Below are 14,785 nucleotides of genomic sequence, written 5' to 3'. Positions count from 1 at the left end.
GTGATCGCCGCTAAAGCAACCGTCTTCAGGAAAGTCCTGCGAAGTGTCATAATTTCCTCCCTTATGACCTCGTGTCGAAAACGTGAAACGACACTCTCTTGCATTTAATTATGCTTCATAACTATTATTTGGCAACATTTTTAAATCCCACAAATTCAACTCATTAGAAATTCATCGCGCCCTCTTCTCTGAGGTTTGAACACCAAATGGGAGATTTTCACCGCCCGTCACATGTCAGATTTAAGGAGTTTCAGCACACGACTGAAAGCTGGCCCAAGCCATTTCTATCACCGCAAACACCAAGCCTTAGGAACCGAACAACCGACCATCAGAACACTCAACGGTCCCGTTGGGGTTACCCCAAGAAATAGTCAGGAAACTCTTTTTGAATGCGGGTCAAATCCCGGCGTACTTGGGAAAGATGACTACGAAGTGTCACCTGTGCCAACCCCGCATCCCTTTTTTCAATCGCTTCAACGAGGTTCGTATGCTCTTCCAGAACGGAAACTCTACGCTCCTTGGAAAGGGTTAAAAACCGGATACGATCCATATGGGCTTTTTGTTCTTGGATTAAGACCCACGCATGTGGATGGCCAGAAATAGCACATAGCTTTTCGTGCAAAGATTCGTCGAGCTTGTGAAAAACTGCAGGGTCGGGGTCTTTCAAAGCCATGTCTTGCTTGGCCAAGTTTGCTCGCAAGCTTTCTACGTCTCGGTCCGTGATCTGTTCCATCGCGGCTCGCAAACATTCGACTTCAATCGCCGTTCGCAAAAACACCGCATCCAACACCGCTTGTTCAGAAATCTTGGTAATCTGAGCGGCCCGTTGCGGGCGGACCAACAAAAACCCAAGTTTTGAAAGTCGATAAAAGGCATCTCGAACAGGTTGCCGCGAAACATTCATTTGCTTAGCAATTTCGTTTTCTGAGATTTTTAGGCCCGGCGGCAATTCCAACGAAATAACAGCGGCATAGAGCACTTGAAATATCTGATCAGACGCCGTTTGCGGCGTTGGAGCTGACAGTCGGGAGATCTCAGTCTGAGGCATTTCAGGTCCGGTTGTAAAAAGTTGTCATCCACTGCTAGCGCAGTTTAAACTTTGACACAACTTATCAACTTGCATACTAGTTTGATTCGAAACCAGATGGACAACTAGATGCCCCTCACACACCCAGACCGGCTGTTCCCAATTGAACAATCCACAAGAAATGTGGCGCGCGCCCTGTATGAAAGCGTGAAGACATTACCGATCATCAGCCCGCATGGGCATTGTGATCCCCAGTGGTTTGCCCGGAACAATCGCTTTCCCAACCCGGCAGAATTGTTCGTCATTCCAGACCATTACGTGTTTCGCATGTTGGTGAGCAATGGCGTTCCCTTGACGGATTTGGGCATCGCGACTTTGGATGGAACGCCGGTCGAACGTGACCCGCGCAAAATCTGGCAACGCTTTGCCGAAAACTTTGATCTTTTCCGCGGGACCCCATCGTCCATGTGGTTGGAACACTCGTTTGAGCACGTGTTTGGTTTGGATGAACCGTTGAACACGGACACCGCGCTTGCGCATTACGATCATATCGAAGCAAAGCTTGGCGAGGACGCTTATCGCCCCCGCGCCCTTTTTGATCGGTTCAATATCGAAGCGCTTGCAACGACCGAGGGCGCGCTTGACGATTTAACGTGGCACCAGAATATCAACGACAGCGGTTGGTCTGGTCGTGTCATCACAACCTATCGACCAGACGCAGTTGTTGACCCGGACTTTGAAGGTTTTGCCGACAATATCCAGACTCTCGGCGAGTTAACCGACGAAGACACGTCAACTTGGACCGGATACTTGGCTGCACATCGCAAACGGCGCAGCTATTTCAAAACCTTTGGTGCCACGGCGAGTGACCATGGTCACCCATCCGCGCGCACCGAAAACATGCCGCAAGAGACCGCTGCGCACCTGTTTGAAACGATCTTGTCAGGCGAGTTTACTCCTGACGAGGCAGACGCCTTTCGGGGGCAAATGCTCACCGAAATGGCTCGGATGAGCCAAGAGGACGGCTTGGTTTTGCAAATCCACCCCGGTTCGAGACGCAATCATAGCGCCTCGGTATTTGCGGCGCATGGGCGCGACATGGGGTTTGATATCCCAGGGCGCACTGACTACGTCGCCGCGCTCAAGCCAATGCTGGATGACGTTGGGATGGACCCGAACCTAACAATCATCCTATTCACCTTGGATGAGACAAGCTATAGCCGCGAATTATCCCCGCTCGCCGGGGCTTACCCGGCGCTCAAACTGGGGCCTCCGTGGTGGTTCTTTGACAGCTACGAAGGCATCAAACGCTTTCGCGAAACCACAACTGAAACCTGCGGTTTCTACAACACTGTCGGTTTCAACGATGACACCCGAGCCTTTTGTTCGATCCCCGCACGCCACGATGTGGCGCGGCGATCTGACTGTGCCTATCTCGCGACGCTGGTCTGTTCAGGCCGCCTACGCGAGTCCGAAGCGTATGAGGTCGCCCACGACCTTTCATACCGTTTGGTGAAAGAAGCCTATCGCCTTTGATCACCGCAAATCTTCAGGGAGGAAGAAAATGAAATTATCCAACACACTGGTGGCAGCATTGCTGGCCAGCACAGCCTTTGCGACCGCAAGCCAAGCCTGCGAAATTACTCTTCGCTCGTCCGATACGCATCCAGACGGATACCCAACCGTCGAAGCGGTCAAACACATGGGCACGCTGCTCCAAGAGCGATCCGACGGGCGTATTTGCGTTGAGGTGTTCCACTCTGCCCAGCTTGGCGAAGAGAAAGACACAATCGAACAGACCCAACTTGGGGTGATCGACCTGAACCGCGTTTCGCTTGGGCCATTCAACAACATCATCGAAGAAACCAAGGTCTTTTCGCTGCCCTATATCTTTAGCGGCACAGACCACATGCACAAGGTTGTCGATGGCTCTGTCGGCGATCAAATTCTAGCCGAATTCGAAAACCACAATCTGGTTGGCTTGGCCTATTTTGATGGCGGGTCCCGCAGCTTTTACAACAGCCAAAAGCCAATCACTTCTATCGACGATATCAAGGGCCTCAAATTCCGGGTGATGCAGTCGGATGTGTTTGTCGACATGGTTGATGCCTTGGGCGGCAATGCCACCCCCCTGCCCTATGGCGAAGTCTATTCTTCGATCCAAACCGGGGTGATCGATGGGGCGGAAAACAACTGGCCGTCTTTTGAAAGCTCGGGTCATTTTGAGGTGGCTGGTCACTACACGCTGGATCAACACCTGATCGTGCCGGAAATCTTGGTCATGAGTCAGGCGTCTTGGGGCAAATTGTCCGCGGATGATCAGGCTTTGGTGCGCCAGGCAGCCAAAGACTCGGTTCCCGTCATGCGTGATCTTTGGGCCGCGCGCGAAGCGGCATCCGAAGCGAAAGTGCGGGCCGCAGGCGTCGCAATCATCGACGATATCGACAAGCAGCCCTTTATGGATGCGATGATCCCTGTCTACGAAAAGCATGTGACATCGGACAAGCTCAAGGCCTTGGTCGAAGCGATCCGCGCCGTCAACTAAGCCTATGACCTTCAAAACAGGCCGCCCCGTGCGGCCTGTTTTTCAATGTGGGAAACCCTATGCAAGACACCATTCTTTCGCTGTCGCGGTTTTTGGCCGCGCTGTCCCGTGTCATCTTGTGGATGGCCGCAACCGGACTTGTTGCCATGACGGCCCTGATTGGCTGGCAAGTTTGGGGGCGATTTGTTCTGAACGACACCCCGACATGGACCGAAACGACCTCTATCCTTTTGATGGGCTGGTTCATTTTTCTTGGGGCCGCCGTTGGCGTGCGTGAAGGCAATCACCTCAGCTTTGATGTGTTGCTATATGTGCTTCCTGATCGCGCCCAGCGGGTGTTGCACTCGGTCTCTGATCTTGTTGTGATCGCTTTTGCCGTCGGCATGATCTTTTACGGCTGGCAGTTGGCCGCCAACACATGGTCCACCACCATCCCTAATTTGGGCATCACCGGTGCGACCTCCTTCTTTTCGTTGATGACCGGTGGCCTCCTAATGGTTCTGCTATCGCTTGAACGCCTTTTGCGCCGTTTTGTCGGCCTGCCAACCGCCCGCTTTGGCGACGATCCGATCGAGGAATAATTATGGAACTTTGGGTCCTGTTTGGCACGTTTTCGGTGCTTTTGTTGATCGGTACACCGGTCGCCTTCTGTCTTGGTGTCGCTAGTTTCGCCACCATTGCCTATATCGGTCTTCCGCCCGTCGTTGTGTTTCAACGTTTGAACTCTGGTATATCTATCTTTGCTCTACTGGCGATCCCGTTTTTCATCTTTGCGGGTGAGCTGATGGTGCGGGGTGACATCGCCCGACGATTGGTTGCATTGGCTGGCGCAGCTGTTGGCCATATGCGCGGTGGATTGGGCCAAGTGAACATCACCGCGTCGGTCTTGTTCGGCGGTATTTCCGGCTCTGCTGCTGCGGATGCCTCTGCCATTGGTGGCCTTATGATCCCCCAGATGGAAAAGCGCGGATATGGACGCGACTATGCGGTCAATGTGACGGTCACCTCGTCCATCATCGCACTGATGCTTCCGCCGTCGCACAACCTGATCATCTATTCGATTTCGGCCGGTGGCAAAATCTCAATCGCGGATCTGTTCACCGCTGGCATCATTCCCGGTTTGCTACTCGCATTCGCCTTGATGATGGCGGCTTGGTGGGTTGCCAAACGGCGGGGCTATCCAACCGAGCCCTTCCCCGGTGCGCGTGCGGTTCTTGGCCTGTTGCTAAGCGCAACACCGGGTTTGATCTTGGTAGCGATCATTTTTGGCGGCGTGCGTTCGGGTGTCTTTACCGCATCCGAAAGCTCTTGCATTGCAGTGATTTACGCCATCGTCGTCACGATATTTGTCTATCGCTCATTGCCGTGGGACGAATTTGTAGCGGCGACAATGGCGGCGGTGCGCACCTCGTCGATGGTTCTCTTGGTGATCGGATCGGCCGCGGCCTTTGGCTGGCTGCTTGCCTATCTCAAAGTGCCCAGCGACTTGGTCCAATGGATGAAGGGGTTAAGCCAGAACCCAATTGTGATTTTGCTGTTACTCAACGTGATTTTGCTGATGCTTGGCACCTTTATGGACATGTCGCCCCTCATCGTGATCACCACCCCGATTTTTCTCCCCGTTGCCACCGCTTACGGCATCGACCCGGTTCAGTTCGGCATCATCTTGATCCTGAATTTGGGTATTGGGCTTTGCACACCACCTGTTGGGGCGGTACTGTTTGTCGGCTGTGCGGTCGGCAAGGTGCGCATTTCCGAAGTCATCCGGTCAATATGGCCATTCTATCTCGCTGCTATCGCCGTTCTGATGCTGGTTACCTACGTGCCCAGCGTGTCGCTCTGGCTTCCTGCTTTGTTCCGATGAGGGTCCCAATGCTTAAAACTTATCCGGTTTGCCATCCCGATACGGGTGTGACCCGTCAAGTCTTGTCACAACAGCCAGAGCTGATGGTTGTGTCTTTTGGTTTCGAAAAAGGAGCTAAAGGCGCGTTGCACGATCACCCACATGTGCAATCCACCTTTGTACGCGCAGGGCGATTTGAATTTACCGTTGGAGACGAAACGTTCAAAGTCGGCCCCGGCGATAGTTTCGTTATTCCCTCTGGCGCGCGCCATGGCTGCACCTGCCTTGAACCCGGCGAGTTGATCGACACGTTCACACCTCGCCGCGATGATTTCCTTTGAAAGGCCCCAAATAATATGACGTCTGCAGAAACCCGTTATGCCATTGACCCAAAAACCGCCAAGACCCTCGACACCCAAGGGCTACGTGACCACTTTCACGTCGGCGGACTGTTCCAACCGGGCCAAATCAAGCTGGTGTATTCTCACTATGATCGCCTGATCCTTGGGTCCGTTGTCCCGGCTAACGAACCGCTGATATTGGACAATATACCCGAAACCGGGACACCCTCTTTCCTTGATCGGCGCGAATTGGGCGTCCTCAATCTGGCCGAAACCGGAGAGATTACCGTCGGCGGTGAAACCCATACCCTTGGACGAGGCGAAGTTCTTTATATTGGCAAAGGTGCCGGTCCCGTGACATTTCAGTCCGGCCGGTTTTACGCTTTGTCAGCCCCAGCGCATCGCACCTGTCCAACCAAACTGATCCGTCTCCAAGATGCCAAACGCGTTGAACTCGGGGCCCCGGAAACCGCCAACGAACGCGTCATCATTCAACTCTTGCACCCCGACGTCTGTGACAGCTGTCAGTTGTTGATGGGCTACACGCAACTGTCACCGGGATCAGTTTGGAACACCATGCCTGCGCATACGCATGATCGCCGGATGGAGGCCTATCTCTATTTTGACCTCAGTGATGAGCACAAAGTATTCCATTTCATGGGCCAAGCGGATGAAACCCGCCACATTGTCATGGCCAACGAAGAGGCGGTGATTTCGCCACCTTGGTCCATTCACAGCGGGGCGGGTACGGGTGCCTATACCTTCTGTTGGGCTATGGCCGGTGACAATGTCGATTTCACCGACATGGATATGATCCCAATGGAAAATCTGCGCTGATTGCACATTTCTGCTGGGGTGATGGCTCATCGCCCCAGACCTTTTTAAAAACTCCGGAAAGACAGGACATATCTGTGACCGTCACGCGCTTGACCCGCCAATCCCCTGCCCCACAACGCGGTATTGTTCATCTAGGCCCAGGGGCCTTTTTTCGGGCCTTTAACGCTGTCTACACCCAAGAGGCCATGGAGGCGCATGGCGGCGATTGGGGGATTACGGCAGTAAGCCTGCGAAGCCCAACCGCACGCGACCAAATGCAGCCTCAAGACGGTTGCTTTACCTCGGTCACACTGGCCAGCGGAACGGTGAAAGACACCGTGATTGGATCGATCACCGATGTCCTTGTCGCGCCCGAAAACCCATCAAATATCATCTCGGCGATGGTCGATCCTGGTACGCGTATTGTCTCGATGACCATCACCGAAAAAGGGTATTGCCACCATCCGGCAAGCGGCGAAATAAATCTGGATCATCCCGATATCGTCCATGACCTTGCCAACCCGGATACTCCCCGTTCTGCGCCGGGTTTCATTGTCGCGGCCTTGGCGCAGCGACGCGCCAAGAATGTCGGTCCTTTTACAGTTTTATCCTGTGACAACCTTCCCTCCAACGGGGCCTTGGCGCGCGGTGTTGTGTTGGGCTTTGCCCGCGCACTTGACCCCGATTTGGCCAATTGGATCGCGCAAAACGTCCCTTTTCCCGCCACGATGGTGGATCGGATCACGCCCGCCACCACCGCACAGGACGTTGCGGACCTAGGTGAACGCAGTGGTTTTCATGACCCTGCCTGTGTTGTCCATGAGGCGTTTCGCCAATGGGTCATCGAGGATAATTTTGCTGACGGCCGGCCGCAATGGCAGGTCGCAGGCGTTCAATTTGTCGGCAATGTCGATGCGCATGAGCTGATGAAATTGCGGTGTCTGAATGGCACCCATTCCACGCTTGCCTATCTCGGCTATCTCGCTGGTTATCAAACCATCGCCGAAACTGTGGCGGACCCTGCCTTTGCCAAACTGTGTGAAATACTGTGGCGCGACGAAATCATCCCAACGGTCCCAGAACCGGAAGGCGAAGACTTAACCGCCTATTGCGCCACACTTTTGGCCCGCTACCGGGATACATCCATCCAACACAAAACCTGGCAAATTGCTATGGATGGTAGTCAAAAGCTGCCGCAGCGATTGCTCGGAACCATTCGTGAAAATCTCGACAAGGGTGTTGTTCCAAGCGGTCTATGCCTCGCAGTTGCGGCCTGGATGCGATATGTCGGCGGCATAGATGAAAAAGGGCAAGCCATTGATGTGCGTGATCCGCTTGCAGACCGTCTTAAGTCGGTGTCGGACCAAGCGAATAGCGCAGCTGACAAAGTACACGCCCTTATGGCAACACCCGAGGTTTTTGACGCGGCGCTAGCACAAAACAACGCGTTTCAAGAGGCGGTGACGTTGGCCTATGAAACGTTGGTTCAGCACGGCGCAAAGCGGGCTGTTCAAACATACCTAGCCTAATTTTTCTCTGAAAATGACCCGCCTTTTGCCGGGGGGGGGGCTCCAACTATTTCTGTGGCAATTTCTTTTCAACCCGGTTTCCTCCACGCTCGCCCCCCGGTTTGTAGCTTGACGGGCTGGCGCCCAAATACCGCTTGAACATGCGGCTGAAAAAATAGGGATCGCCAAATCCAACTTCGGCCGCAACCGCTTTGACCGACACCCCTAAGCCCAGACGGCTGGCCGCAAATTCCATGCGTTTGAGTTCGCGGAATTTATGCGGGGTTAGACCCATGCGATCTTTGAATGCGCGGCGGAAATAATCCGGGTTATACGGTACTTCGCTTAACACATCAAAGGCCTCGCCCCCCATCAAATCCGCCGAAAGACGCGCGGCAACCCGCATTATCTGAACCGAAAGCTGGTCTTGGGCACCGGGTGTCTCATCCTCTGATTTCCAATCAACAAATGCCTCTTCCAAATACGCCAACAAGAACACCATAAACTGGTGATGCTGGGCCAATGTGGTGCGCCCATGAGGGGCGGTATCCCGGAAGTATTGCACCAAGGGACCCAAAACCGGCCAAGTGGACAGGCGAACAACGGGCAGCAGCTGCATTTTTGACAACAGATCATCGCTTTCAAAAAGCTGAAGCGTAAAATGCTGAGCAATGCCAACAAATTGACCTGCATCGCCGGAGTGCGTTCCTCGAAACCGAGTTGAGGCCGGAATCAGCATCGCATCGCCCGCACGCAAGGTCACTGGCTCTGCGACATCCCCCAAAAAGTACCGCCCCCCACCGCTTAAGCAAATGACCAGATCATGCGTTGGGTTCAGCTTGTCGATTTGCCACTTGTGATCATGCAACATCTTGATCGTTGGTCGCACCAGTTTCATGCGCAACGAACTCGGTGGAATATGGCTTAGAAGTGAATGTTCATTTTCGTCCATCATTTTGTCAGTATATCGGCATTCTTTACCTTTCACTAGCAGACTAGAGTGAATCAAATGGTGTCGAAAGCTGGCTTAAACACAAGTTTGCCAGATAATATAGGGGGAGAGACGTCTTCGCTGGTTTTATAACCGGCCGAAGACCGTTTAGAGATGTACATTTCCGGTCAACATACACCTGTACGGATCGCCTTTGTCGGCGGTGGCTCTCTGAATTGGGCCATGGGTTTGATGGCGGACCTCGCCTATGACACCCAGCTGGCGGCGGATGTCCGGCTATATGACATTGATTTTCAAGCGGCAAAACGCAACTGCGAGATCGGCAATCGGTTTGCGGATGTTTCGCGGGGACAACCAGCGACCTACAAAGCTTGCGAAACTTTGGAACGGGCCCTGAATGGCGCGGACATCATTGTGATTTCAATACTGCCGGGCCAGTTTTCCGACATGGCGCAAGATCTTGGTATCCCCGCGCATTTTGGTATCCCACAATCGGTCGGGGATACGGTTGGACCGGGTGGATTTGTGCGGGCCTTGCGCGCCATACCGATGATGACATCCATCGCCCATTCAATTCGTGATCATGCGCCCAACGCCTTTGTTTGCAATCTGACCAATCCCATGAGCGTTCTAACAGGGGCCTTGTTTTCGGCCTATCCAAACATTCGCGCATGGGGCGAGTGTCACGAAGTCACCAAAATCAGAAAACAGGTTGCTTGGATTGCCAACCAAGAGAATGGCGAAAACAAATACGAATTTCGGGATGTTGCCGTAAATGTGCTTGGGATCAATCACTTTACCTTTGTTGATGCGATATCATTGAACGGGCGGGATATGTTGCCTGCCTACCGTGCCTTTGTGGCCGCCTATTCCAATTCTGGGTGGGAACAGTCCGACCCAGACAAGGATAGCGAACATCAGCTTTATTTTGGGTCCAAAAACTTAGTCGCCTTTGATCTGCTGCGGCGCTTCGGTATCCCTGCGGCGGCCGGCGACAGGCATTTGGCAGAGTTCTTTCCGTCCGCCGACTATCTATCTGATCCCCAGCGTTGGGGCTTTGCCCTGACACCAGTTGACTACCGTATCAAAGATCGCAAAGCAAAACTGGCACGAGCCGACTCCATGCGCAGCGGGGAAACACCGCCCCTTGCGCACCGGTCCGAAGAAGCCTTGATAGATCAAATCAAGGCGCTCATGCGGGGCGACACATTTGTGAGCAACGTCAACCTACCCAATCAGGGTCAGTTGGCAGGCCTGCCAAAGGGCACAATCGTCGAGACCAATGCGTTTTTTTCTGACCTAGGCGTTAAGCCGATCTTTGCAGGGCAACTGCCACACTCTTTGTTGCCAATTGTAGCCGATCACGCCGCCCGACAGACCGAGCTGTTGACTGCGACCCAAAACGAAGATCGCGGTGCGTTGTTCGACCTGTTTCATGCCGACCCATTGGTCGCCCATCTGCAAACCAAGGATGCTCAAGACATGTTTGACCAAATGCTAGGTGCAACAGCCGCCTGGTTGCCTGAAACCCTAAGCGGAGCAGCTTAATGGGGGGTGACAGCAAATACCTTGGGCTCTGGTTTGTTGCGCCCTATGTGCTTGGATTGGTTTTGTTCATCGCCTTTCCGTTTGTCGCGTCCTTCTACCTGTCGTTTACGGATTACGATTTGTTGTCGAGCCCTGAGTGGGTCGGGACCAAAAACTATGAAAAGCTGTTCACACGTGACCGTACCTTTGACAAATCTCTGTCGGTCACGCTGACCTATGTATTTACGACCGTCCCGCTTAAACTGGTCTTTGCCCTCTTCATCGCGGTGGTGTTGAACTACCGGCTACGTGGCATCAACCTGTTTCGAACCGCCTATTATGTGCCATCGATCCTTGGGGGATCTATCGCGATTGCCGTGCTGTGGCGCTATATCTTTGCCGATACCGGCCTGATGAACATGTTCATCACGATGCTGGGCTTTGAGGCCATCAACTGGTTCGGTGAGCCCGGCAATGCCCTTTTCACCATTACATTGTTACGTATCTGGCAATTTGGCTCGGCGATGGTGATCTTTCTTGCCGCTCTGCAATCGGTCGACAAATCGCTTTACGAAGCCGCATCCATCGACGGCGCAGGCCCCTGGCATACCTTTCGCTATATCACCCTGCCGCTGATCACACCGGTGATTTTCTTCAACCTAATCATGCAAACGGTCCAAGCCTTTCAGGAATTCAATGGCCCCTACATCATCACCGAAGGTGGCCCGCTGAAATCAACCTATCTGCTGCCGCTCTATATCTACGAAAAGGCCTTCAAGAGCTTTGACATGGGCTATGCCTCCGCCATTTCCTGGGTGCTTTTCTTCATCATCATGGTCCTGACCCTCATCGCCTTCTGGTCGTCAAAAAAATGGGTCTACTACGCCGGCGACAAGAGGAATTGATCCATGGTTGATCTCACACAAACCCCGCCAAACACATCAGACGCCCTGCAACGCAAACTAAAGCGTCGCGCCAAGATAAGCGCTACCATTCGCTACTCCGTTCTGGCGTTAATTGGCCTAATCATGGTCTACCCGCTCATCTGGATGATTGGGGCTTCGTTCAAAACCAACGCCGAAATGTTCTCCTCGCCGTCGTTCTGGCCCAAGGAACCGACGTTACAGGGCTATATCGATGGTTGGAAAACCTCGACGCCTTACACCTTTGGGCATTTCTTTTTGAACTCCCTTTGGATCATCATCCCAAAGGTCATTGGCACCGCGATATCTTGTACGCTTGTGGCCTATGGGTTTGCGCGCTTTGAATTTCCGGGCAAAAACTTCCTGTTTGCCACCGTTATCGCGACCCTGCTGTTGCCCAATGTTGTGACCCGCATTCCGCAATACCTGCTGTTTCGCGATATCGGCTGGCTCGACAGCTTTCTACCACTTTGGGTGCCGTCTGCTTTGGCGGGGGATGCGTTCTTTGTCTTTATGATCATCCAATTCTTGCGGGCCATTCCACGCGACATGGAAGAAGCCGCACGCGTCGATGGGGCCAACACCCTCCAGACGCTCATCTATATCGTTGTCCCCTTGCTGGCCCCGGCCATCATCTCGGTCTGTTTGTTTCAGTTCATGTGGACAATGAACGATTTTCTTGGGCCGCTGATCTACATCAGCTCGGTCGATAAATATCCGGTGTCATTGGCGCTCAAACTGAGCATCGACACCACCGAGGCCTTTGCCTGGAACCAAATTCTCGCGATGTCGGTGCTGACTTTGATCCCATCACTCACCGTGTTCTTCCTCGCTCAGAAATACTTCATCGAAGGGATCTCTACCGGAGGGGTAAAAGGCTGATGGCCGAGCTGCATCTGAAATCCGTCGAAAAGACATATGGCAACGGATTCAAAGCCGTACATGGCATCGACCTGTCGGTCAAAGAAGGCGAGTTCATGGTTTTGGTTGGCCCGTCGGGTTGCGCCAAATCCACCACGTTGCGCATGATTGCCGGACTAGAGACCACGACAGGGGGCGAGATTCATATTGGTGACAAGGTCGTCAATGACCTCGTGCCCGGCAAGCGCGGGATCGCCATGGTTTTCCAAAACTACGCGCTTTACCCTCATATGAAAGTGCACCGTAATCTGTCTTTTGGATTGAAACTAAAACGCGAACCCAAAGACAAAATCGAACGCGCCACGGCCGAAGTGTCGGGTGTGTTGCAGATCGAAGAGTTGCTGGATCGCCTTCCCAAACAATTGTCCGGTGGTCAGGCACAGCGCGTTGCTTTGGGGCGGGCCTTGATCAAACAACCCGAGGTCTTTTTGTTTGACGAACCTCTATCCAATCTCGACGCGAAATTGCGGGCAAGCATGCGGGTTCGGATCACCGATCTACACAAACGCCTGCGTGCTGAAGGCCGGCCGGCGACAGTCGTTTACGTGACCCATGATCAAGTCGAAGCCATGACCATGGGGGATCGGATTTGCGTCATGAAAGACGGTCACATCATGCAGGTGGCCGATCCCCAGACGCTTTATCAACGCCCTGCAAACGCCTTTGTCGCGGGCTTCATTGGCATGCCTGAAATGAACCTCGTACCTGCGGAACTCACTCCGGGTGCGGCCCCGGTTCTAACATTGCACGGCCAAAGCATTACGATTGCAGACGGATTGGCATCGCGAATTTCCGGTGTTCAGGGCGCTGTCACCCTTGGCATCCGACCACAGCAGTTGGAAGTGGTCGCAGCCCAAAGTGACAACGCCCTCACAGCCGAAATCACGAACCTCGAATTCATGGGACACGAAGTGAACTTGCACGCCCGAATTGGCGATGCGGATTTTGTGGCCGTCGTCCCATCCGAACGCTTTGACACCACTTTACAACGTGGTGATCCGGTCGGGCTCAAGCCCATCGGGTCACATATTCATCTGTTCGATGCACAAAACGGAAGCAACATTTCGATCGCAGCGGACTGAAATCTAGTCTCAAGGGAGGAGAACTATCATGAAATCCAAGATCATGGGCCTGGTATTGGCTACGACGGCATTGACCGGGGCCGCACAGGCTGCCGAACTACGAATGAGCTGGTGGGGCGGTGACAGCCGCCATGCCGCCACACAAGAGGCGTTGAAAGTCTGCGGTGAAAAGCACGGCCACACAATCAAACCCGAATTCACCGGCTGGTCGGGTCACTATGAAAAACTGACGACCCAGATCGCGGGCGGCACTGAAGCCGACATCATGCAGGTGAACTGGCCGTGGCTGTCCATCTATTCCAGCGATGGCAGTGGTTTGGCTGACCTCAACGAGCTAAGCGACATTATTGACTTGTCGAGCTGGGATGCCGCACAAATCGAAGCTGGTTCGATGAATGGCAAGCTAAACGGCCTGCCGATCTCGACCACCGGGCGTTTGTTCGTCTTCAACAAAACCACCTATGCCAAGGCAGGATTGGACATTCCAAACACCTGGGACGAACTTTTGGCGGCCGGGCCTGTTTTCAAGGAAAAGCTGGGCGACGATTACTTCCCGTTCGAAGGGGCCAAGCTGGACGCGGCCTTGCTTATGACGATCTATGGGACCCAAAAAACCGGCAAAGCCTTGATCAACCCAGACACTCACAAACTTGAGTGGACCAAAGAAGAGCTGGCTGATGCAATCCAGTTTTACAAAACGATGGTCGACAACCATGTCATTCCCGCGTGGAAAGATGTTGCCGCTGCGGGCAATGTTAGGCTGCATGAAAACCCGCTTTGGGCCGATGGTCACATTGCCGGAACCTATCAATGGGATTCGACTTACTTCAAAATCACCAAGCCGCTAAATGACGACCAAGAAGTCGTTTACCATGGCCTGTTGAGCCAAGACGGTCAGGCCACACCGGGCATCTATCGCAAAGCGTCGATGGTCTTTTCGATCTCCGCCAATTCACCCAACAAAGAGGCGGCAGCCCACATCGTGAATTGTATGTTGAACGAAAGCGAAGGCGTTGCCGCGATGGGTACAGCCCGCGGTGTACCGGCATCGACCGCGGCACGAGATCAGCTGTTGTCGGCGGATGCTATCAAACAGGTGCAGATCGACGCCCAAGCCAAGGTCATTCAGGCAGAAGGCCCGGCTATTCACCCCATGATGGAATTCCCGGATGTCCGGAGCGCGTTACAGGACAATCTGGAACTCTTTGCCTATGGCGAAGTCGACGCCGCGACAGCCGCAGACGACATGATCTATGCCATCGAAGAGGCGCTCGCCGACATCGCGGACTGATCATCACTC

The 14,785-nt window shown here is 53.6% G+C and carries 14 protein-coding genes; 12 read left to right on the top strand and 2 right to left on the bottom strand.

All coding sequences use genetic code 11. The features are described from left to right. Positions 1-355 precede the first annotated feature (355 nt). Entirely contained in the window at positions 356-1,048 is a 693-nt protein-coding gene (locus Q1A43_RS03350; protein ID WP_299928537.1) for a GntR family transcriptional regulator, read from the bottom strand. 108 nt (positions 1,049-1,156) lie between these two features. Here Q1A43_RS03350 and uxaC point away from each other — a divergent pair, with 108 nt between their 5' ends. From uxaC to Q1A43_RS03315, 7 genes are all read left to right on the top strand, one after another. Then, positions 1,157-2,563 (top strand): glucuronate isomerase, encoded by a 1,407-nt coding sequence (gene uxaC / locus Q1A43_RS03345; RefSeq protein ID WP_299932481.1) that lies wholly within the window; start codon positions 1,157-1,159, stop codon positions 2,561-2,563. Between the two features lie 28 nt (positions 2,564-2,591). Then, the gene (locus tag Q1A43_RS03340) at positions 2,592-3,572 is read left to right on the top strand and encodes a TRAP transporter substrate-binding protein (protein ID WP_299932478.1); all 981 of its coding nucleotides are present in this window, start codon (positions 2,592-2,594) and stop codon (positions 3,570-3,572) included. 59 nt (positions 3,573-3,631) lie between these two features. After that, complete coding sequence (locus tag Q1A43_RS03335; protein ID WP_299932475.1) at positions 3,632-4,153, top strand: TRAP transporter small permease; 522 nt, start codon at positions 3,632-3,634, stop codon at positions 4,151-4,153. A 2-nt stretch (positions 4,154-4,155) separates the two neighbouring features. After that, positions 4,156-5,436, top strand: a complete 1,281-nt coding sequence (locus Q1A43_RS03330; RefSeq protein WP_299932472.1) for a TRAP transporter large permease — start codon at positions 4,156-4,158, stop codon at positions 5,434-5,436. 8 nt (positions 5,437-5,444) lie between these two features. Continuing rightward, positions 5,445-5,756, top strand: coding sequence for a cupin domain-containing protein (locus Q1A43_RS03325; RefSeq protein ID WP_299928552.1), 312 nt, complete (start codon positions 5,445-5,447; stop codon positions 5,754-5,756). A 15-nt stretch (positions 5,757-5,771) separates the two neighbouring features. Next, the gene (gene kduI / locus Q1A43_RS03320) at positions 5,772-6,593 is read left to right on the top strand and encodes a 5-dehydro-4-deoxy-D-glucuronate isomerase (RefSeq protein ID WP_299932469.1); all 822 of its coding nucleotides are present in this window, start codon (positions 5,772-5,774) and stop codon (positions 6,591-6,593) included. A 74-nt stretch (positions 6,594-6,667) separates the two neighbouring features. Continuing rightward, on the top strand, positions 6,668-8,101 hold the full coding sequence (locus Q1A43_RS03315; protein ID WP_299932466.1) for a mannitol dehydrogenase family protein: 1,434 nt from the start codon (positions 6,668-6,670) through the stop codon (positions 8,099-8,101). Positions 8,102-8,147: 46 nt separating this feature from the next. Here Q1A43_RS03315 and Q1A43_RS03310 read toward each other — a convergent pair whose 3' ends face one another. Further along, a complete protein-coding gene (locus tag Q1A43_RS03310; RefSeq protein WP_299928561.1) occupies positions 8,148-9,035 on the bottom strand; it encodes a helix-turn-helix domain-containing protein in 888 nt (295 codons plus the stop codon). Positions 9,036-9,185: 150 nt separating this feature from the next. Here Q1A43_RS03310 and Q1A43_RS03305 point away from each other — a divergent pair, with 150 nt between their 5' ends. Genes Q1A43_RS03305 through Q1A43_RS03285 form a run of 5 tightly spaced genes read left to right on the top strand, consistent with a single transcriptional unit; the run spans position 9,186 to position 14,776 of the window. Continuing rightward, a complete protein-coding gene (locus Q1A43_RS03305; protein ID WP_299932463.1) occupies positions 9,186-10,580 on the top strand; it encodes an alpha-galactosidase in 1,395 nt (464 codons plus the stop codon). After that, positions 10,580-11,464 carry a carbohydrate ABC transporter permease gene (locus Q1A43_RS03300; protein WP_299932460.1) on the top strand — a complete coding sequence of 295 codons (885 nt, stop codon included), beginning with the start codon at positions 10,580-10,582 and terminating at the stop codon, positions 11,462-11,464. Before Q1A43_RS03305 ends, Q1A43_RS03300 begins: the two co-directional genes overlap by 1 nt. A gap of 3 nt (positions 11,465-11,467) precedes the next feature. Beyond that, positions 11,468-12,364, top strand: a complete 897-nt coding sequence (locus Q1A43_RS03295; protein WP_299928570.1) for a carbohydrate ABC transporter permease — start codon at positions 11,468-11,470, stop codon at positions 12,362-12,364. Further along, positions 12,364-13,485, top strand: coding sequence for a sn-glycerol-3-phosphate ABC transporter ATP-binding protein UgpC (ugpC, locus tag Q1A43_RS03290; RefSeq protein ID WP_299928573.1), 1,122 nt, complete (start codon positions 12,364-12,366; stop codon positions 13,483-13,485). Before Q1A43_RS03295 ends, ugpC begins: the two co-directional genes overlap by 1 nt. Before the next feature lie 28 nt (positions 13,486-13,513). Further along, on the top strand, positions 13,514-14,776 hold the full coding sequence (locus Q1A43_RS03285; protein WP_299932458.1) for an ABC transporter substrate-binding protein: 1,263 nt from the start codon (positions 13,514-13,516) through the stop codon (positions 14,774-14,776). Positions 14,777-14,785: the final 9 nt, after the last annotated feature.

The sequence above is a fragment of the uncultured Pelagimonas sp. genome (genome assembly GCF_947498515.1).
Taxonomy (GTDB): Bacteria; Pseudomonadota; Alphaproteobacteria; order Rhodobacterales; family Rhodobacteraceae; genus Pelagimonas.
The sequence above is the reverse complement of the archived record's forward strand: the minus strand, read 5'-3'. Positions and strand labels throughout refer to the sequence as shown.

Bases quoted from the DNA above. Each gene is read 5' to 3' on its own strand.
- uxaC (WP_299932481.1), top strand. From the start codon at position 1,157: ATGCCCCTCACACACCCAGACCGGCTGTTCCCAATTGAACAATCCACA.
- kduI (WP_299932469.1), top strand. From the start codon at position 5,772: ATGACGTCTGCAGAAACCCGTTATGCCATTGACCCAAAAACCGCCAAG.
- Q1A43_RS03340 (WP_299932478.1), top strand. From the start codon at position 2,592: ATGAAATTATCCAACACACTGGTGGCAGCATTGCTGGCCAGCACAGCC.
- ugpC (WP_299928573.1), top strand. From the start codon at position 12,364: ATGGCCGAGCTGCATCTGAAATCCGTCGAAAAGACATATGGCAACGGA.
- Q1A43_RS03350 (WP_299928537.1), bottom strand. From the start codon at position 1,048: ATGCCTCAGACTGAGATCTCCCGACTGTCAGCTCCAACGCCGCAAACG.
- Q1A43_RS03295 (WP_299928570.1), top strand. From the start codon at position 11,468: ATGGTTGATCTCACACAAACCCCGCCAAACACATCAGACGCCCTGCAA.
- Q1A43_RS03300 (WP_299932460.1), top strand. From the start codon at position 10,580: ATGGGGGGTGACAGCAAATACCTTGGGCTCTGGTTTGTTGCGCCCTAT.
- Q1A43_RS03325 (WP_299928552.1), top strand. From the start codon at position 5,445: ATGCTTAAAACTTATCCGGTTTGCCATCCCGATACGGGTGTGACCCGT.
- Q1A43_RS03335 (WP_299932475.1), top strand. From the start codon at position 3,632: ATGCAAGACACCATTCTTTCGCTGTCGCGGTTTTTGGCCGCGCTGTCC.
- Q1A43_RS03285 (WP_299932458.1), top strand. From the start codon at position 13,514: ATGAAATCCAAGATCATGGGCCTGGTATTGGCTACGACGGCATTGACC.
- Q1A43_RS03305 (WP_299932463.1), top strand. From the start codon at position 9,186: ATGTACATTTCCGGTCAACATACACCTGTACGGATCGCCTTTGTCGGC.
- Q1A43_RS03310 (WP_299928561.1), bottom strand. From the start codon at position 9,035: ATGATGGACGAAAATGAACATTCACTTCTAAGCCATATTCCACCGAGT.
- Q1A43_RS03330 (WP_299932472.1), top strand. From the start codon at position 4,156: ATGGAACTTTGGGTCCTGTTTGGCACGTTTTCGGTGCTTTTGTTGATC.